Here is an 18,870-nt window from a genome sequence, read left to right as displayed (position 1 = left end):
CCGCTGAGGTAAGGCTTGGTTAGGTAACCCTTACCAGCTGGCGGCCGCGGTACGCCTTCGGCAGATATCTCGATGTCGAGATAACTCTAGTACATGACCGCCGCTCGGTCATGCGCGGGTGCTGTCCGTTTCCCAGCGAACCGAGTCGCCTTTCTCACCCGAGTGAGCCCGAGACCTACAGCTGAGCCGTGACGCGTGGGCCGGCCCCCGGCCACGCGGGTCAAAACCGGCCGACGCCCCCTGGGAACTGGGCTGATGCACCTCCGCACCCCCACGTACCCTTTTCCTCGTGCGAGCCTCACCCCTGTATCACGTCGCCGTCCTCGTGCTCGAAGGCGCGAAGCCTCTCGATGTCGGTATTCCCGCTCAGGTGTTCACGACCCGCGCGAGCATGCCGTACGAGGTGCGGGTGTGCGGCGCGGCGCCCGGTCTCGTGGCCGGCGGCGACGGCCTGTCGTACTCCGTCGCCCACGGCATCGACGCACTCGCGTGGGCCGACATCGTCTTCGTTCCCGGCTACCGGCACCCGGACCGTGACGACCCGCCGCGGGCCGTCGTCGACGCGCTGATCGCCGCCCACAACCGGGGCGCGCGGCTCGCCGCCATCTCGACGGGCGCCTTCGCGCTCGCCGCCACGGGCCTGCTCGACGGCAAGCGCGCCACGACGCACTGGCATTACACGCGGGCACTCGCGGCGAAGCGTCCGCTCGTGCGGGTCGACGCGAACGTTCTGTTCGTCGACGAGGGCAGCGTGCTGACGTCGGCCGGCGCCGCCTCGGGCATCGACCTGTGCCTGCACATTCTGCGCGGCGATCTGGGGGTGTCCGCGTCGAACCACGCGGCGCGGCGGCTGGTGGCGGCCCCGTACCGCAGCGGCGGTCAGGCACAGTACGTGCCGCGCAGTGTGCCCGAATCGCTCGGCGAGCGGTTCGCCGCTACCCGGGAGTGGGCGCTGCACCGGCTCGGCGAGCCCCTCACCCTCGAAGTGCTCGCCCGGCATGCGGCGGTGTCGCCGCGCACGTTCTCGCGGCGCTTCGTCGAAGACACGGGGTACACCCCGATGCAGTGGGTCATGCGAGCCCGCATCGACGTGGCCCGTGAGCTGCTGGAGCGTTCACAGCGGGGCATCGAGCAGATCGCCGCCGACGTCGGTCTCGGCACCGGTGCAAATCTGCGGCTGCACTTCCAGCGCATCCTCGACACCACTCCGAGCGAGTACCGGCGCACCTTCACCCAGGGGCAGTAGCCCATCCCCACCACCTGGCGTGATCCTTGTGAACCATGGCGATCACGCCGCTGTCGTCGGCGGATGCCGCGCGAGAACCTGATGGCGAACTCGAAGGGACACCATTCATGACTCGCATCGCCATCAACGGATTCGGCCGCATCGGACGCAATGTGCTGCGCGCGCTGCTCGAACGCGACAGCGACCTGGAGGTCGTCGCCGTCAACGACCTCACGGAGCCCGCCACCCTCGCGCGGCTGCTCGCCTATGACACGACGGCGGGCAGGCTCGGCCGCCCGGTGACTGTCGACGGGAGCGCCCTCGTCGTCGACGGCCGTCGCATCACGGTGCTCGCCGAGCGCGAACCGGCGCGGCTGCCGTGGGCCGAGCTCGGTGTCGACATCGTGCTTGAGGCGACCGGCCGCTTCGCATCGGCCGCGGCCGCCCGCGCCCACATCGACGCGGGCGCGGAAAGGGTACTCATCAGCGCTCCGGCGGACGGCGCCGATGTCACACTCGCGTTCGGGGTCAACACCGACGCGTACGACCCGGCCGCGCACACGATCGTCTCGAACGCCTCGTGCACGACCAACGCGCTCGCGCCGCTGGCCGCGGTGCTCGACGGTCTCGCCGGCATCGAGCACGGCTTCATGACGACGGTGCACGCCTACACGCAGGAGCAGAACCTCCAGGACGGTCCGCACCGCGACGCCCGCCGTGCCCGCGCGGCCGCTGTCAACATCGTGCCGACCACGACAGGCGCCGCCAAGGCGATCGGCCTCGTGCTGCCGAACCTCGACGGCAAGCTGTCGGGCGACTCGATCCGCGTGCCGGTTCCGGTGGGATCGATCGTCGAACTCAATACGACCGTCGCTCGTGACGTGACGCGCGAGGAGGTGCTGGCGGCGTACCGCGCCGCGGCACAGGGGTCGCTCGCCGGCGTACTTGAGTACTCGGACGACCCGCTCGTGTCGTCCGACATCACGGGCAATCCGGCCTCGTCGATCTTCGACTCGGCTCTCACCCGCGTCGATGGCCGCCACATCAAGGTGGTCGCCTGGTACGACAACGAGTGGGGCTTCTCGAACCGCGTGATCGATACGCTCGAACTCCTCGCCGCCGGCTGACCGGAAACGGGGATGGCCCGGGGCGGGGTCCCGGGCCTGACACGCGCGGGGCGGAACCCCGCCGGGAGGTTCCGCCCCGATCTTCCATGGGTCATGTGGTCATGTGGTCATGTGGTCATGGGCCGTGCGACCGGACTCAGGACGAGTGGCAGCGGGGCAGGCCGTCTGTGGGGCAGGCCGTCAATGGGTCGGCACGTTGTACGACATGAGGGCGACCTGCCGTGGTTGGCCGGCCGTTGCGGCCGGCACGCGCAGTTCGGTGATCGCGCAGTTGCGCATCGCCGGGAACACGCGTCGGTACTCGCTCCCGGGAATGCCGAGCAGACGGCACAGGACCAGCCGGAACAGCGTGTTGTGCGCGACCGTCAGCACGCGCCCTCCCCGGTGCGTGTCCGCGAGACGGAGCAGGGCCTCGGCGCCGCGCGCCGCGGCGGCGGCCGGGTCCTCGCCGTCCGGCAGCGGGTGGGCGGCCGGGTCGCGGCGGAACGCCGCCACCTCGCGGGGATGAGTCGCTTCGAGTTCGGCGATGGTCCGGCCCTCGGCGATCCCGAAGTCGACTTCCAGCAGATCCGGTTCGACGACCGCCGCCAGTCCCGTCACCCGCACCGCGGGCTCCGCCGTGCGCCGCGCGCGGGAGAGTGGAGAGGTCACGATCGCGTCGAGTCCGGCGCCCGCGGCCCACACACCGAGCGCCTGCGCCTGCACCAGACCACGCGGGGTCAGATCGATGTCGCTGATGCCGGTGTAGCGGTTCTCGTCGTGCCAGACGGTCTCGCCGTGGCGGGCGAGGAAGAGGGTGGTGCTGGTGGTGCTGGCCGTCATCCGTGCTCCCGTGCGTAGGTGGCCATGTCCGAGGGCAGCCAGCCACGCCGTTCGAGCGCGTCGACCAGGGTGACGAAGGGCCCGTCGAAGCGCCGGCCGGCCCCGGGCCGCGGTTCCAGGATCGTACGGATACGCACCATGCGGCGGGCCGCGTCGTCGCCGGTCACCGCGTGGGCCGCGAGCACCGCCATGCCGAGGGCGGAATCGGCCTGTTCGGGGAGGGCGGCGGGGCGGCCCAGGATGTCGGCGCGCAGCTGGTTCCAGTAGCCGCTGCGGGTCGCGCCGCCGGTGAAGGTGACCGGCCCGTCGATCGGGGCGCCCAGGAAACGTACGTACGCCAGACACAGCCGCTCGGCGAGCGCGACGCCCTGGAGCAGCGCCGCGTAATGATCGGCGTCGTCGGAGGGGCGGCCGAGCGTGAAGGCCTCCGCGTCGGCGGCCAGGAACGGGAACCGTTCGCCCCGGGACACGAGGGGGTACGCGACGACGCTCGCCGGCTCCCGGTCCGCGGCGAGGCGGTCGAGGCGGGCGAGATCGGCCCCGGGGAACACATGGGTCAGGGCGCCGGCGCCGACGCTGGAGGCTCCGCCGGGGAGCCAGTGCCCGTCCGGGGAAAGGTGGTTGTAGAGGACACCGGCGGGGTCACGGAGCGGGGTGGCGGTGACGCCCTTGAGGACGAGCGTGGTGCCCAGGACGGTGTTCCACCTGCCCACCTCCCAGGCCCCCGAGCCGAGTTGGGCCGCGCAGCCGTCGGTCATGCCCGCGATGACCGGGGTGCCTTCGGCGAGGCCGGTGTCGGCCGCCGCCTCGGCGCACACCGTACCGAGCGGGGTGCCGGGGGCCACCACGGCGGGGAAGTCGAGTCCGGACAGACCGAGCCGGTCCTGGACGGCGGTGGGCCAGGAGCGGGTGTGGAGGTCGTAGCCGGTCTTGAGGGCGTGGCTGGAGTCGGTCGGTACGGGCCGCCCGACCAGGCGTGCGGTGATGAAGTCCGGCTGGTGGCAGACGCGGGCGCCCTGAAGGGTGCCGTTGGCGCTCTTCGCGCCCACCCCCGCGCCCGCGCCGGTGAGCCAGAGCAGTTTGGCCAGGGCCCAGCTCGGCTGGATACGGAGCCCGAGCGCGTCCCACACCTCGGCGCCGGTCTCCTGCGCGTACCGCGCCTCGGCCCCCGCCCGGCCGTCGTCGTACATCAGCGCGGGGGTCAGGGGCGCTCCGCGCGCGTCGGTCAGCAGGACGGTCCCTGACGTACCGCACACCGCCATTCCCCGTACGCGCGTACGCCCCCGCGCGGGCGTGGCGGAAGCGGAAGCGGAAGGGGACAGGGAGCTCAGCGTCTGGCGGATGGCGTCAGCGGCGCCCCGCCACCAGTCGGCGGGCAGCTGTTCATGACGGTCCCCCTCGCGGTGACCGGTGAGTGGGGCGGAGCCGCGGCCGAGTACCCGCCCGTCGTCGGTCACAGCCAGAGCGCGTACGCTCTGCGTCCCGAGGTCGACTCCCATCCACACGTCCTGGTGGCGTGCGTCCGTCACACCCTCGCGCACAGGCTCCCGCCTTCTTGTCGTCGTCCGGTGTTCTCGCGAATGTTGATCTCACGGTGTATTTCACACCGTGGATGCGGATTCCGTCGTGGGCGTCGGCACAGCTCAGGGCCCCGGACTCCGCGTCTCACCTGGTGGAGTATGGGTTGACATGGCGTCGGACGGGTTGACCAGGCCATCGACCGTGGTGAACACTGCCGAACGGTACCTCAACAATCTATGTTATAACCTCAGAGCTTCATGTTATTCATGAGGTGAACAGGACCGGGGAATGTCACAGGACAAGAGCCAGCGGGGCCCCATAGAGCGCCGCCGGGAGATCACCGATCATGTGCTGACCGAGGGATCGGTATCGGCGTCGGACCTGGCGGAGCGGTTCGGCGTGAGCGTGATGACGATCTACCGCGATATCGACGAGCTCGAAAGCGAGGGCGTCCTCCGGAAATTCCGCGGGGGTGTCACCGCACAGCCCTCCGGGGTGTTCGAGAGCAATGTCGCCTACCGCAAGAAGTCCATGCGGCCGGAGAAGGAGGCGCTGGCCGCCAAGGCCGCGACGCTGATCGACCCCGGTATGTCGGTGATGATCGACGACTCGACCACCGTGCTGGAGCTGGCCAGGCTCCTCCCCCGTATCGAACCGCTGACCGTCGTCACCAACTTTCGGGAAGCACTGAATCTGCTCGCCGGTGAACGGGGTATCCATCTGATGGCCCTGGGCGGCGACTACGACCCCCTGCACGACTCCTTTCTCGGGGTGCCCTGTGTGGAGGCCGTCGAGGCACTGCGGGTCGACATGTGTTTCGTGTCCACCTCGTCCGTCTACGACGACTTCGCCTTTCACCAGGAACAGCGCATCGTCGCCGTCAAGCGCGCGATGCTCAAGGCAGCGGGCCGCAAGGTGCTGATGATCGACCACTCCAAACTCGGCCGCACGGCGCTGCACCGGCTGACGCCGCTGTCGACGTTCGACCTGATACTGATCGACGACCGCACCCCGCCCGAGGTGCGGCGCTCGCTCGATGAGAGCGGTGTCCACTACGAGGTCGCCGAGACCTGGACCTGAGGCGGCCCAGAGCCCCGCCCAGAGCCGGCCCAGAGCCCGGACCTGTCCCGACCTGCCCCGACCTGCCCCGACCGTCAAGGAGACCTCGACGATGAGAATCCTCGCCGCCGGCGACCACTTCGTCGCCCCCGACCTGTTCGCCCGGGAGCTGACGGCCGAGATCGGCACGGACCACACCATCGGCCAACTGCGCCTCCCCTGGCCTCTGACACCCTTCGGGCCGGTCTCCGAGGTCGACGAGGCGTCCGGTGACGAGGACACCCTCCTCACCGCGCTGCGCGGGGCGCGGGTGTGTGTCACCCAGATGGCTCCGGTGACCCGCAAGGTGCTCGACGGCTCGCCCGATCTGCGGCTGGTGGTCGTCGGCAGGGGCGGCCCGGTCAACGTCAACCTCGACGCGGCGAAGGAGCGCGGCGTCCAGGTGTGCAACACCCCCGGACGCAACGCGGCGGCCACCGCCGAGTACACCGTCGGGTTGCTGCTGGCCACGATGCGCCGGATCCCGGAGACCTCGGCGGCGCTGGCGGCGGGCCGCTGGGCGGGCGAGTTCTATACGTACGACAACTGCGGTCCCGGTCTGGACGGGGCGACCGTCGGGCTGATCGGCTGCGGCGCGGTCGGCAGCCGGGTGGCCCGCGCGCTCTCCGCCCTCGGCGCGCACGTCTGTCTGTACGACCCGTACGCCGATCCCGACACGCTGCGCGAGTGGGGAACCCCCGTCGCCGACCTGGACGAACTGCTGCGCCGCTCCGATGTCGTCTCGCTGCACGCGCGGCTCACGCCCGAGACCCGGGGGCTGCTCGGCGCCCGCGAACTCGCCCTGCTCCCCGAGGGCGCGGTCGTGGTCAACTGCGCGCGTGGGGCGCTCCTGGACGAGGACGCGCTCTGCGACGCCCTGGAGTCGGGCCGGCTCGCCGCGGCGGGGCTCGATGTGTACGCCGTGGAGCCGCCGCCCGCGGACTCCCGGCTGCGTACCGCTCCCCGCCTGGTCATGACGCCGCATCTGGCCGGGGCTAACATCTCGGTCGCGCACAACGCGGCCCGTATCGCCGCGGCCGAGGTGGGCCGGTTCCTGCGCGGGGAACCGCTCGCCCATCGCGTCATCTGAACGCTCGTCACGTTCGCCACGCTCACACGCTCGTCATGCTCGTCACGCTCACACGTTCGTCATGCTCGTCACGCTCGCCGTATCGACCGGAGGAGACTGGGTGTTCGTCGGACTGGACTTGGGAACCTCGATCGTCAAAGCCGCGGCCTTCGCCGAGGACGGCACGGCGCTGCGGGTGGAATCGAAGCCGATCCCGCTCGGCGGCTCCGGTGACGGTGTCGAGCAGGACGTCGAAGAGGTGGTCCTCGCCGCCACAGACGTCCTCGGCTCGGTGACCGGCGGACGCGCGCCCGCCCTGGTCGCGATCACAGGTCAGGGCGACGGCCTGTGGCTCGTCGACGCCGAGGGGCGCGCCGTACGTCCCGCGCTCTCGTGGATGGACGGCAGGGCCGGTGAGCTCGTCGCCGGATGGATGGATGACGGCACCGCGGAAAAGATGTACCGGCGTACGGGGAACGTGCTCTTTCCCGGCTCCCCGGGGCCTCTGCTCGCGTGGCTCGACCGTAACGAGCCGGCGTCCCTGGACGCGGCCACGACCGCCGCGTGCTGCAAGGACGTCGTACAGCTGCGTCTCACCGGCGAGCGCGCCACCGATCTGTCCGACGCGTCCGTCCCCTTCCTCGACCCGCGCACCCGGGCCTACTCCCCCGAGGCGCTCGCGGCCCTCGGGTTGGAGCACCGCGCGGGGCTGCTGCCGCCCATCGCGGCGACCCTGCCGTACGGGGAGGCCCATGGCCGCACCCCGGGCCTGTCGCGCGGTACACCCGTCACCTCCGGTCCCTACGACCTTCCCGCGAGCGCGATCGGCGCGGGTGTGACCGAGCCCGGCGACGGGCTCCTGATCGTCGGTACGACCCTGGCGTGCCAAGTGGTGGTCGAGCGGGTCGCGTTCGATGACGACCCCGTCGGCTTCCATCTCGCGCTGGCCCGGCCCGACCGCCATATGCGGGCACTGCCCGCGATGACCGGTACGGTCGCGCTCGACTGGGTACTCGATCTCACCGGCACCACCCATGACCAGGTCTCCGGCATCCTGGACGCGACCCCGCGCGGCGCCCGGGGGGTCGCCGCGCTGCCCTATCTGTCCCCGTCCGGCGAACGCGCGCCGTTCGTCGATCCGACCGCGCGCGCGGAGTTCACCGGTCTCGATCTGCGGGCCTCGCGCGAGGATCTGGTACGGGGCATGTGCGAGGCCATCGCGTTCGCGGCCCGGCACTGTCTGGAGGCCGCGGGGCTCACCGGCGAGCTGGCCGTGTGCGGCGGCGGCGCGCGCAGCCTCGCCTGGCTGCGGCTGTTCGCGGATGTCCTCGGCCGCCCGCTACGGGTCGCGCGGGGGCCGGAACCGGGCGCGCGCGGCGCCGTGCTGGCCGCGGTCGACGTCCGGGGAGCGGAGCTGGGGCAGAGCCTGGACGTCGCGGCGTGGACCGCGCCCGACGCCGTGGTGGACCCGGATCCGGCGGGCGTCGCGTTCTACGAACAGGCCTACGCCGACTATCTGTTCCGGGTCGGGAGCGCGCGGAACCGGTGGCGGGGGCCGGCCGCCGCCCACTGAGCGGCGGCCGTCGGCCCTACGGGCCGGTGATGAGCCGTACGGGGCCCATCAGGCCGGTGACGCGCTGCCCCGGGAAGACGAAGTGGGTCGGGCTCGCGGCGTCCAGATACGGCGCGAGTGTGCCGAACACGGTGATCTCGACCGTGACCTCCCCGGGCCCGGCCAGACCCGTCACATCGAAGACGTACGGGGAGCACACCCGCACCCCGGCGGCGACACCGTCGACCCGTACCTCCGCCGTACCCCGCACCCGCCCCAGGTCGAGGGAGACCTGCCCGGTACCGGCGTCGGCGGGCAGGGTCATCACGCGGCTGTAGCGCACCCCGCCGCTGTACTCGGCGAGGCCGCGTGCCTCCCAGTCCCCGGTGCGGATCCGCCCGGGGCCGACCTCGCACCGTACGGGGCCCGCCAGCGCGGCGCCGCCCTGGCGGCCGGGGCGGGTCTCCACGCGGAGGGCGGCGGTCCGTGTCCCGGAGGGGCCGTCGGCGGACAGATCGACGGTCACGGTACGTGGGCCGGCCACACCGCCGCCGCCCGGTCCGCTGCCGGGACCGCTGCCGGCCGATGTCACGGCTTGTTCGCGACCGTCGATGAACACGGCAGTCGCGCCATACGTGTCGACCGTCAATCCGCGTGTGCCCGGCGGGAGTTCGCACCGGAACCACTCCACTCCCGGCCGTGCTCCCGGGACGGCGAAGCCGACCGGTACGACCGTGCCGTCGTCGGCGTCCGGGTCCAGCCAGGCGGCGCCGGGAAGCGGATGCGGCCGGCGGCGCAGATAGAGCGCGGCCGGGTCCCCCGCCTGTTCCCGGCGCACCACGACCGGCACCGGTTCACCGGCGCGCTCGGCCCGCCATGTGCCGTCGCTGTGGACGGTCGTCACGCACCGGCCATGGAGGTCATAGAGGGCCGCGTCCACCAGGACGGCGGGGTCCTCGCCGTTGTCCGTCTCCACCACCAGCTCATTGGCGCCGATCCGCAGGGCCGACGCGATGTCGTGCCGGCGCACGCGCGGCACGGAGTGTTCGGCGTACGGGTCGAATCCGCCCTGTATGCCGACCACGTGATCGTTGACCCGCAGGACACAGCGTCCCCGGGCCGCGATCTGGACGATCGCCCGCGCGGGCGGGTCAGTGACCGTCAGGGTCGTCGCGACACGGGCGCGGCCACCGGGCGCGAGGATCCACTCGGGGCGGCGATAGCGCTCCGCATCGCGTACGAGCGCCACGTGCGCGCGCAGATCAACGTCCTGACCGGGTGTCAGGTCCAGTTCGAGGAGATGGCTGCCGGGCGCGAGCCGTACCGGCCCCATGGCGAGATGGCCCCCGTCGTCCAGCGCGACGGGGACGCCCCCGAGCCGTACCGTCTTCGCCGCCGCGGCGCCCACCGCCAGATGTCCGTCGAAGGCTTCGTCCAGCAGCAGTTCGGTCCGGACGCGTGCCACCGTCCCGGCGGCGGTCGGGCCGATCCGTACGAACTCCTCGGGCACATGCCCCTTGGGTCCGAGGACATCACGGTGGATCGGGTCCTTGTGGATGCCCCGGGTGTCGGACCATTCGAGCGTCGAGCGGCTGACGCCATCGCCATCGCCATCGCCATCGAGCAGGAGCGCGTGCGGCCCGAAGGTGGCATGCGCCCTCGGCCGGGCCGGATCGCCTGCGCGGCCCCGCCGGAACGTACGGCACTCGACGACGGCGCTGTCGGCCGGCCCGGTCGCGGGCCGCGCGAAGTCGCCCCAGGTGTTGTCCAGGGTCGGGATCAGCGTCATGTCCCACTCGGCGTCCGCCGGGACCTCGACCGCCGTACGGGCCGTGCCCGCCGGGACCAGACCGTCCACACACCCCGTACGCCCCTTACGCCCCGTACGGTCCGTGGTCCCCGACCGCTCCGCCGCCCGCGCCGGAAAGACCAGCACCACCGCGGGCCCGCGGTCGAACGGCACCTCGGCCTCCACGGCCCGTTCGTCGTCCTCGGCACGCCGGACCGGTACGGTACGCGGCTGGCCGCCGAAGGGGTCGAGCAGTACGGCCGGCCCCTCCACATCCCTGACCCGCACCTGTGCGCGGCGCACATAGCGGTCGGGGTCGAAGTCGTAACGGGCGTCGATCCAGCCCTGCGCGGCGCCACGTTCGTCCGGAGCGGCGACCGCCGCGCGTGTCGCACGAGGCGCGTCGCACGAGGCCGCGGTCAGGAACACCACCGTCGCGTCCTCCACCCGGCGCGCGAGCGCCGGTACCGACGCCCGTACGACCGGTTCCGTCCCGGCCCGCGCCCGGTCCCGCCCCAGCGCCTCGCCCAGCTCGTCCACCGTGGGGACGTGGACCGCGCGGCCGTCGGCGAAGCAGGCGCGCAGCTCGTCCCGTACCTTGTCCGGGCCCTCGGCACCGTCCCGGCCGATGACTTCCTCGGGGAGCGCGCCGATCGCGATCAACTCCCCGCCCGCCGAGGCGAATTCGATGAGCCGGAGCGCGGTGTCCTCTTCGAGCGCCGTGCACGCGGGCAGCACGACCGTCGCGTAGCTCTCGCCCGCCACGCACAGCCGCGTCCCGTCGCCCGTATCCCTGACCAGGGCGCGGGCGAGGGAGTCGTCGTCGATCACATCGGCGTCCAGGCCGAGCCGGTCGGTCACCCCAGGCAGGGTCCTGAACCAGGTCATGTCCCCGACGAGTTCGAGATAGACCGCCTGTGCCCGGCGCGCGTCGGCGGAGACACCGTCGAGCGCGGCGCCGGTCTGGGCGGTGGTCGTGGGCAGCAGGATCGCGGTGTCGCACAGATGGCGGCCGAGGCTGAGGATCGCGCACAGCCGGGTGACGGCGTCGGCGAAGACGCGATGGTGTGTCCAGTACGGCTGGCGCCAGTCGGTGCCCGGCGGCGCCCACTCCCACCAGCCGCCCTTGGTCGTGTAGTAGACGGCGTGCGGGTTGTAGAGGGTCGCGCCGGCGCGCAGCCAGGGCAGGAGCCAGTCGTAGGTCTCCTCCAGCGTGCCGCCCCAGCCGGTGGAGTGGAATGCCTCGATCCAGGTCCGGGGCCTGCCGTACAGATGGGCGAGGGAGGAGTGGATCCGGGCGTCCCCGTGGTGGTCGGAGCCGGGCGCGGAGAACCAGCGGTGAGTACGGGCGTAGTCCGCGTACAGCTCGACACCGGCGACCGGGTGTCCGGCGCGGGCCGGGTCCTGCTGGTCGCAGCCGACGACCAGCCCGTGCCGCTCGTGCCAGGCTGCGAGGGGGCGGAAGAAGGCCGCTTCGGCGAGTTCGGCGCGGGTCAGATGGTAGTCGTGGCGGATCCGGTGGGCTTCGGGCCGGTGCGCGCCGTCCTCGTACAGGGCGTCCAGACGCGGTACGAGGTCGTAGCCGCGCAGCCGCCTAAAGGCGTCGGCGAACTCCGCGGACCAGGTGGGCAAGGAGGGAAGCTCGTCCTGGAACGACCCGACGACGACGGTCCCGAGACGGTCGCCGAGCCGTCGCTCGAACTCGCCGTGCACCCCGGCCAGCAGCGCCGCGCACGCGTCGGCGCCGAGGTAGTCGAAGCCGAGGGGCGTGTGGTGATGGAGTGTCAGACGCCATCGTCCGGGGCCGGGTGCCCGTACGGTCACGGTCCCTCCGTCCGCGACGAGAGGGAGCGGGATCGCCGGACCGACGGGAGATCCTTCGCCGTCGACCGGCTCCGCGTGGCCCGCCAGCGGGTGCCCGCCGTCGGGGCAGCGCAGCTCGCCGGGGCCGTCGACCACGGCACGTACGCGGTCGAGCCTGCGGCCCGCGTACCCGGGCCGCTCGTCGACCAGGCGTGCCTGGAGGTCGGCTCCGGAGAATCCGAGCTGGTCGTAGAACCAGAGCCCGATGCCCAGTTCGCGCGCGTCGTCGCAGACCCCTTCGAGCAGGGCCCACCAGGCGTCGGAGAGGAACGGGGGGTCGTCGGCGTCGGAGCCGAACAGCGGCCCGGACGGCGCGAGGTTGAGCAGAACCAGATTGAACACCCCTCCCTCCGCGAAGCGTTCGAGCTGGTCGCGCAGGCGCGCGCGGTCGAGCCGTTCCCCGCTCCACCACCAGATGGCGGTGGGCGAGAACGCGCGCGGCGGTTCGGTCAGGACCTCCGTGATGCTCGTGGGGAGGGAGGGTCCTACGTACGTCATGAAGTGTTCCTCAGCCTTTGGTTCTTCGGCCTTCAGCCTTTGGTTCTTCGGCCTTCAGCCTTTGGTTCTTCGGCCTTCAGCCTTTGAGCCCGCCCGCGAAGCCCTTGATCACATAACGCTGGAGCAGCAGGAAGACCACGAGGATCGGCAGGGCGGCCAGCGCCAGACCGGCGAAGACGAGGCCGTAGTCGGAGACGTACTGGCCCACGAACGAGAACACGCCCACGGGGACGGTCTCCTTGCCGGATCCGCCGAGATACAGCAGCGGGGTGAAGAAGTCGTTCCAGATGAAGACCGCGTTCAGGATGATCACGGTGCCGGTGATCGGCCGCAGCAGGGGGAAGACGATACGGGTGAACGCCTGGCGATGGTTACAGCCGTCGATGAGTGCGGCCTGCGCGTAGTCCTGGGGCAGGGCGCGGATGAACCCCGTATAGAGGAAGACCGTGAACGGCAGCTGGATGCCCGTGTAGAAGAGGACCATGCCGTGGTACGTACCGAGCCAGCCGAGGTCGTCGACGAGTTTGTACAGCGGGATCATGCCGAGCTGGAACGGCAGCACGATGCCCAGCAGGAAGAGGATGTAGAGCCCGTAGCCGAGTCCGCGGGCGCGGCGCGCGAGGTAGTAGGCGCCGGTGGAGCCGAGGACGATCAGCAGCAGCAGGCTGATGACGGTGATGATCGTGCTGTTGATCAGGGCGGGTCCGAGGGAGGCGGCGGACCACGCGTTGCCGAAGTTGGCGAAGGTGGGCGGCGCGGGCGGCGACAGGGGCGAGTCCGCGATCTGCGCCGGGTCCTTCATCGCGAGCGTGACCAGCGCGTACACCGGGAACAGGAACACCACCGCGACGGCGGCCATGACCAGTTCCAGGCCGTAACTGCCGTAGCGGGGGCGGCGCTTCCTGGGTGTGCCGCGGGGAGTCGTGGCGGTGGTGCTCACGCGGTGACCTCCCGGGCGCGCAGATAACGGAGTTGGACGAGGGAGACGGCGGCGACGAACAGCGCGAGGACGAGCGCGACGGCGGTGCTGTAGCCGAACTTCCCGAAGACGAAGGCCTCTTTGTACAGCACGGTCGAGAGGGTCTCGCTCGATGTGCCGGGGCCGCCGTTGGTGGCCGCGTAGACCTGGTCGAAGAGCTTGAGGCCGCCGATGGTCGACAGCATGAGGTTGATGGTGAGCGCCGGGGCCAGCAGCGGCCAGGTGACATAGCGGAAGCGCTGCCAGGTGCCCGCGCCGTCGATGCGGGCGGCCTCGTGGAGTTCGGCGGGTACGCCCTGGAGGCCGGCGAGGAAGATGACCATCGAGTATCCGGCGTACTGCCAGACGACCATGGAGGCGACGGACCAGAGGGCGAGCGAGGGGTTGCCGAGCCAGTCCTGCCGCAGTCCGCCGAGGCCGAGGGCGCCGAGGATGCCGTTGAGCCCGGCGCCGTTGTCCGGGTTGTAGACGTACTTCCACAGGAAGGCGACCATGACGGGGCTGACGACGGCGGGCGCGAAGAAGATCACCCGTAGCAGCGACCGGGACCTGATGTTGGCGTTCACACCGAGCGCGAGCAGCAGGCCGATGCCGTTCTGGACGATGACCACCGCGAGGGTGAGCAGCAGGGTGTTGCTGACGGACTCCAGGGCGCGGTCGTCGTCCAGCAGGGCACGGAAGTTGTCCAGGCCGACGAAGGCGAAGTCGCCGACGCCGGACCAGTCGGTGAAGGCGTACACCACCCCGGCCAGGCTCGGATAGAGGACGACGACGGCGTACACGAGGAGCGCGGGGACGACGAAGGCCCAGGGCGGGAGGGTGGCGTCGCGAGGGCGCCGGGTCCGTCCCGCCGGAGCGGGCGCGCCGCTCTTCGCGGGCGCCGCGCCGACCGCCGCGCCGGGCCGTTCGTGGTCGGAAGTGGCCGTGTCGGGCGGGGAGTTCACGATGTCTTCCCGTACGCCTGGTCCATCTTCGCCAGCGCGCCCGCGACGTCCGTCTTCCCCGCGAGCAGTTCCTGTACGGCCGCGAAGTGGGCGGGCTGGACCTCGGCGTTGGGCCAGCTCTGGTCCATGAAGGGGACGGCGCGGTTGGCGTCGATGATGGGCAGGAAGTCGGCCAGGGCGGGATCGATCTCGGTGGTGGCGTCGCGGGTGAAGGGGATCGCCGAGACGGCCGTCGCCCAGCGGTTGATGTTCTGCTGCTGCCCGAGGAATTCGATGAACGCCTTGGCCTCGGCCGGGTTCTTGGCGTGCGCGGCGACGCCGAGGCCGACGACGATGCCCGCCGGGATCCATGGCTCGGCGGCGTTGTCCCCGCCGGGGAAGGGGAACATGCCCAGGTCGTCGGGGGTGGGCGTGGCCTGCCGGAAGTTGGCGAGTACGGCCGAGACCTGGACGGCCATGGCCGCCTTCCCGCTCGCGACCAGCGAGGTCTGCTGTTCGTAGGTGGTGCCGTTGGGGTTGTCGTTGAAGAAGCCCTTGCGCTGGAGCTCCTGGTACTTGCCCATCGCGTCGGCCCAGCCGGAGCCGACGAACTTCGCGCGGCCGGCGGCCATGTCGGCGTCGAAGCCCGGGGTCTTGGCGTAGACGGCGTTGGGGACCAGCGCGTAACTGATCAGCTGGGTGACCCAGGGGGTCTGGGCGCCGAGCGCGATGGGCACTATGCCCTTGGCCTTGAGCTTGGCGCAGACATCGAGCAGTTCGCTCCAGGTCCTGGGCGGCTGGACGCCCGCCGTGGCGAAGGCCTTCTTGTTGTAGATGGCGCCGATGACGCTGCTGCCCGCGGAGTAGAGATAGGTCTTGCCGTCGTGGCGGTAGGCGGGATCGAAGTTCTTGGGGATGCGCTGGGTCCACTTCTGCCCGCCGAGGTCGGTGAGCAGTCCGGCCTTGGCCAGTTCGACCATGGACATCGCGCTGCCGCTGCCGGGGTACAGGACATGCACATCGGGGGCGTTGCCGCCGGCGAGCTGGGTGCGTACGACCGTCTGCACCTGGTCGGTGGGGGCGAAGGAGGTGGAGAAGGCGGGGTCGGGGTGGCTCTTGCGGTAGAGCGCGAGCAGTTCCTCGATGGGCTTCTGCTGGTCGGCGACGCCGACGATACGTACCTTGTCCGAGCCGCCGGAGCTGGAGCACGCGGTGAGCAGCGGGGGAAGCGCCGCCAGGGCGGCGACCCCGCCGCCGGCGCGCAGGAACCCCCGGCGGCTGACCGTGCCCGGGACAGGCTCTGGCAGGCTGCGGGAACCCGTGGTCATGGTGTGTCCTCCTCGTGGGATCCGGCGCGCGACGGCGCCGGGCTTGGAGCACGTCGGGGCGCGGCGCTCGCGACGGGCGCCGTGGGGTACCCACCCGTGGGACGCGAGGGGTACGACGCGGTGAAGCGGTAGACGCCCGAGCCGACGCGGTAGACCGAGTGGCCGCAGGCGGTGTCGGTGGCGGGGGTGGTCGCGAGGAGTGTGAGGTGCTCGCCGTCCACCGGCACCGCGCCCGACTCGCGGACCGAGCCGTGGTCGTCGGTGGGTACGTGGACCTCGGCGCTCGCGCCCGGCGGCACCTGGACGCGCAGGCCGAGGATGTGGTCGTGGCGTTCCCAGCGCACGGTGACGGTGCCCCGGGCCGATTCGTAGCCGGCGCTCGTGTGGCTGAGTTCGCCGGGACGGGGCCGGATCAGCAGCCGCCGGTATCCGGTGGAGTCCGGGCTCTGGTCGAGTCCGGCGACGCCCCGGTAGAGCCATTCGCCGATCGAGCCGAGCGCGTAGTGGTTGAAGGAGTTCATCGAGGGGGCGCGGAACCCCTTGTCGGGTGTCCAGCCGTCCCAGCGTTCCCAGATGGTGGTGGCGCCGTGGCGCAGCGGGAACAGCCAGGACGGCACGTCGGTACGGCGCAGCAGGGCGTGTGCCAGGTCCGCGCGGCCGTACGCGTCCAGAACGGGCGCGGCGAGCGCGACGCCGAGGAAGCCGGTCCGGAGGACGGGCCCGGCCGACTCGATGTGTTCGGCCGACTCGATGAGTTCGGCGAGGCGCCGGGCGGCGGGGCCGGTGGCGTCCTCGGGCAGCAGGCCGAAGGCGAGGGCGACGAGATAGCCGGTCTGGGTGTCGCCGGCGATCCGTACGGTGGGGTCGCCTTCCGCGTTCTTGTCGGTCGTCACGAACTGTTCATTGAAGGCGGTACGGATGTCCGCGGCCAGCCGGTGACAGTCGCGCGCCACATCGGCGAGCCCCAGCACCTCGGCGGCACTCGCGGTCAGGCGCGTGCTGTGTGCGAAGTAGGCGGTGGCGATGACGTCGCGCGGGGTCGGGACGCCGGGGGCGAGCCAGTCGGAGAAGTGCGGACCGACGTGCCGGCGCCAGATCAGGTCCGGGTTGTGACGGTGGATCAGATCGATCCAGGCGCGCATGGCGGGCAGCGCGCGGGAGAGGAAGCGCGGGTCGTCGTAGGTGCGGTACAGATGCCAGGGGATGAGCACGCCCGCGTCGCCCCAGCCGGGGGCGCCCTCGTCGGCCACGCCGGTGAGGCGCGGCGCGACATTGGTGAAGCCGCCCTCGGGGGTGCGGGCGTCCTCGATATCGCGGAGCCACTTGGTGAAGAACGCGGCGACATCGGCGTTGAGCGCGGCGGTCGGCAGGAAGACCTGCGCGTCGGCGAGCCAGCCGAGCCGTTCGTCGCGCTGCGGGCAGTCCGTGGGCACACTGACGAAGTTCGAGCGCTGTCCCCAGACCACACAGTCGTGGAGCCGGCGGATCTCGGGGTCGGAGCAGTCGAACGCGCCGGACCATGGTGTGTCGCTGTGCAGCGCCACGGCGACGACATCGGAGTCGTACAGCCCCGGGACTCCGCTGATCTCCACGAAACGGAACCCGTGGTACGTGAAGCGCGGCTCGAAGACGATGTGTTCACGGCCGTCACCGATCAGTACGTCGGTGGCGGCGGCGGTGCGCAGGTTCGCGGTGTAGAGGCGGCCCGTCCCGTCCAGTGCCTCGGCGTGGCGTACGACCACCCGCGCGCCGGGGGCGAGTCCGGCGACACGGAGCCGTACCCGGCCGGCGAGGTTCTGGCCGAAGTCGACGATATGGGTGTCGTGTCCGCCGTCGCCGCGCTCTTCTTCGCCCTCCTGACGGGGAACGCGGGTGATCGAGCGGGGGCGCAGCGCGGTCGTGGCCCGTACCGGTTCGTCGACGGACGCCACGAGCAGGCGATGGTCGGTGTCCGTGATCAGCGCCGGTGACCACGCCGTGTCGTCGAAGCCGGGCAGATCCCAGCCGTCGGCGGCGTGCCGCAGATCGTGGCACTCCCCCATGAGCAGATCGGCGTGGCGGATCGCTCCGGTGTGGGTACGCCAGGTGTCGTCGGTGACGATAGTGGTGGTGCGCCCGTCGGCGTGATCGATATGAAGCTCCGCCAGAAACTGCGGGGACGCGCCGTAGTGGGCGCCGGCCCTGCGGGGCTCGAAGCCGACGAAACCGCTCCACCAGCCGTCGGCGACGGTCGCGGCGAGCACGTTCGCGCCGTCACGGACCAATTCGGTCACGTCGTACGTCTGGTACTGGACGCGGCGGGTGTAGTCGGTCCAGCCCGGCGCGAGTTCCGCGTCGCCGACCCGGGTGCCGTTGAGGCGGACCTCGTACAGACCGCGCGCGCTGACATAGAGCCGGGCGCGGACGGCGGCGGGGCCGGTGAAGGCGCGCCGGAGCGTGGGGCTGGGGGCGAGACCGTGGTCGTCCAGGGCGCGTTCGCCCTCGGTCGGCGCGTCCATGACCGGGATCGGGCGGGGATCGTGGCCGATCCATGAGGCACGCCACTCGTCCGTGCCACGGAACGCGGTCTCGAACCAGGACGTCGCCTCGACGGCGGCGGCCGAACCGGCCTCGGCCGTCGCGTCGTTGGGGTCCGGCCGGTTGGCCGGCCAGACGGCGACCCGCCAGTGATAGCGCGTACGGGATTTCAGCGCGGGTCCTGCGTAGACGGCGCCGATCGCGTCGGGGTCCTCGATCCGGCCGCTGTCCCAGAGGGGTTGGCCACCCTCGTCCAAGTCCTCGGCCCGGTCGGCGACCCGCACGCGGTACGCGAGTGGCGCGTCGCCCCGGTGCGCGGACGCGAGCCGCCAGGAGAGCAGGGGCGCGGCCTCATCGATGCCCAGCGGGGTGGCGCGGTGGTCGCATCGCAGGGCGTAGGGCCGCAGGGACACGAGCACGTCCTTCCTTCGCGCCGGGAGCGGCGCGTCAGCGTCGACTGTTCGTCAGTTCGTCCGCTCGTCGTCACTTGCACGGCGTGAAGACGACCATCTTCGAATGTGAAATCTAACGTGAATTCTGTGGCGTGGAGACTATGAGC

Annotated in this window: 12 protein-coding genes; 5 read left to right on the top strand and 7 right to left on the bottom strand. The window is 71.5% G+C overall.

Translation table 11 applies throughout. The features are described from left to right. Positions 1 to 289: 289 nt before the first annotated feature. On the top strand, positions 290 to 1,246 hold the full coding sequence (locus ACFRMN_RS07540; RefSeq protein WP_383014733.1) for a GlxA family transcriptional regulator: 957 nt from the start codon (positions 290 to 292) through the stop codon (positions 1,244 to 1,246). 107 nt (positions 1,247 to 1,353) lie between these two features. Continuing rightward, entirely contained in the window at positions 1,354 to 2,352 is a 999-nt protein-coding gene (gene gap, locus ACFRMN_RS07535; RefSeq protein WP_383014730.1) for a type I glyceraldehyde-3-phosphate dehydrogenase, read from the top strand. 180 nt (positions 2,353 to 2,532) lie between these two features. Here gap and ACFRMN_RS07530 read toward each other — a convergent pair whose 3' ends face one another. Together ACFRMN_RS07530 and ACFRMN_RS07525 are read right to left on the bottom strand one after the other, a co-directional pair. Then, positions 2,533 to 3,174 carry a histidine phosphatase family protein gene (locus tag ACFRMN_RS07530; RefSeq protein WP_383014727.1) on the bottom strand — a complete coding sequence of 214 codons (642 nt, stop codon included), beginning with the start codon at positions 3,172 to 3,174 and terminating at the stop codon, positions 2,533 to 2,535. Then, entirely contained in the window at positions 3,171 to 4,673 is a 1,503-nt protein-coding gene (locus ACFRMN_RS07525) for an FGGY-family carbohydrate kinase (protein WP_383014724.1), read from the bottom strand. Before ACFRMN_RS07525 ends, ACFRMN_RS07530 begins: the two co-directional genes overlap by 4 nt. 310 nt (positions 4,674 to 4,983) lie before the next feature. Here ACFRMN_RS07525 and ACFRMN_RS07520 point away from each other — a divergent pair, with 310 nt between their 5' ends. The 3 genes from ACFRMN_RS07520 to ACFRMN_RS07510 all read left to right on the top strand — a co-directional run bounded on the left by ACFRMN_RS07520 (position 4,984) and on the right by ACFRMN_RS07510 (position 8,435). Continuing rightward, positions 4,984 to 5,775: a DeoR/GlpR family DNA-binding transcription regulator gene (locus ACFRMN_RS07520; RefSeq protein WP_383014721.1), complete on the top strand. Its 792-nt coding sequence runs from the start codon at positions 4,984 to 4,986 to the stop codon at positions 5,773 to 5,775. Between the two features lie 91 nt (positions 5,776 to 5,866). Next, the gene (locus ACFRMN_RS07515) at positions 5,867 to 6,883 is read left to right on the top strand and encodes a 2-hydroxyacid dehydrogenase (RefSeq protein ID WP_383014718.1); all 1,017 of its coding nucleotides are present in this window, start codon (positions 5,867 to 5,869) and stop codon (positions 6,881 to 6,883) included. 61 nt (positions 6,884 to 6,944) lie between these two features. Continuing rightward, positions 6,945 to 8,435, top strand: coding sequence for an FGGY family carbohydrate kinase (locus tag ACFRMN_RS07510; RefSeq protein WP_383014714.1), 1,491 nt, complete (start codon positions 6,945 to 6,947; stop codon positions 8,433 to 8,435). Between the two features lie 16 nt (positions 8,436 to 8,451). On the opposite strand, the gene ACFRMN_RS07505 is transcribed toward ACFRMN_RS07510, so the two are convergent. From ACFRMN_RS07505 to ACFRMN_RS07485, 5 genes are all read right to left on the bottom strand, one after another. Beyond that, on the bottom strand, positions 8,452 to 12,564 hold the full coding sequence (locus tag ACFRMN_RS07505; RefSeq protein WP_383014711.1) for a hypothetical protein: 4,113 nt from the start codon (positions 12,562 to 12,564) through the stop codon (positions 8,452 to 8,454). Between the two features lie 76 nt (positions 12,565 to 12,640). Continuing rightward, positions 12,641 to 13,504: a carbohydrate ABC transporter permease gene (locus ACFRMN_RS07500; protein ID WP_383014708.1), complete on the bottom strand. Its 864-nt coding sequence runs from the start codon at positions 13,502 to 13,504 to the stop codon at positions 12,641 to 12,643. Next, positions 13,501 to 14,487, bottom strand: coding sequence for a carbohydrate ABC transporter permease (locus tag ACFRMN_RS07495; RefSeq protein WP_383014705.1), 987 nt, complete (start codon positions 14,485 to 14,487; stop codon positions 13,501 to 13,503). Before ACFRMN_RS07495 ends, ACFRMN_RS07500 begins: the two co-directional genes overlap by 4 nt. Further along, positions 14,484 to 15,794 carry an extracellular solute-binding protein gene (locus ACFRMN_RS07490; RefSeq protein WP_383014702.1) on the bottom strand — a complete coding sequence of 437 codons (1,311 nt, stop codon included), beginning with the start codon at positions 15,792 to 15,794 and terminating at the stop codon, positions 14,484 to 14,486. Before ACFRMN_RS07490 ends, ACFRMN_RS07495 begins: the two co-directional genes overlap by 4 nt. Next, complete coding sequence (locus tag ACFRMN_RS07485; RefSeq protein ID WP_383014699.1) at positions 15,791 to 18,724, bottom strand: family 78 glycoside hydrolase catalytic domain; 2,934 nt, start codon at positions 18,722 to 18,724, stop codon at positions 15,791 to 15,793. Before ACFRMN_RS07485 ends, ACFRMN_RS07490 begins: the two co-directional genes overlap by 4 nt. Positions 18,725 to 18,870: the final 146 nt, after the last annotated feature.

Origin of the sequence: Streptomyces sp. NPDC056835, assembly GCF_042789485.1 — a bacterium.
In the GTDB taxonomy this organism is placed as follows: domain Bacteria; phylum Actinomycetota; class Actinomycetes; order Streptomycetales; family Streptomycetaceae; genus Streptomyces.
The sequence above is the reverse complement of the archived record's forward strand: the minus strand, read 5'-3'. Positions and strand labels throughout refer to the sequence as shown.

Bases quoted from the DNA above. Each gene is read 5' to 3' on its own strand.
- gap (WP_383014730.1), top strand. From the start codon at position 1,354: ATGACTCGCATCGCCATCAACGGATTCGGCCGCATCGGACGCAATGTG.
- ACFRMN_RS07530 (WP_383014727.1), bottom strand. From the start codon at position 3,174: ATGACGGCCAGCACCACCAGCACCACCCTCTTCCTCGCCCGCCACGGC.
- ACFRMN_RS07525 (WP_383014724.1), bottom strand. From the start codon at position 4,673: ATGGGAGTCGACCTCGGGACGCAGAGCGTACGCGCTCTGGCTGTGACC.
- ACFRMN_RS07520 (WP_383014721.1), top strand. From the start codon at position 4,984: ATGTCACAGGACAAGAGCCAGCGGGGCCCCATAGAGCGCCGCCGGGAG.
- ACFRMN_RS07515 (WP_383014718.1), top strand. From the start codon at position 5,867: ATGAGAATCCTCGCCGCCGGCGACCACTTCGTCGCCCCCGACCTGTTC.
- ACFRMN_RS07510 (WP_383014714.1), top strand. From the start codon at position 6,945: ATGCTCGTCACGCTCGCCGTATCGACCGGAGGAGACTGGGTGTTCGTC.
- ACFRMN_RS07505 (WP_383014711.1), bottom strand. From the start codon at position 12,564: ATGACGTACGTAGGACCCTCCCTCCCCACGAGCATCACGGAGGTCCTG.
- ACFRMN_RS07490 (WP_383014702.1), bottom strand. From the start codon at position 15,794: ATGACCACGGGTTCCCGCAGCCTGCCAGAGCCTGTCCCGGGCACGGTC.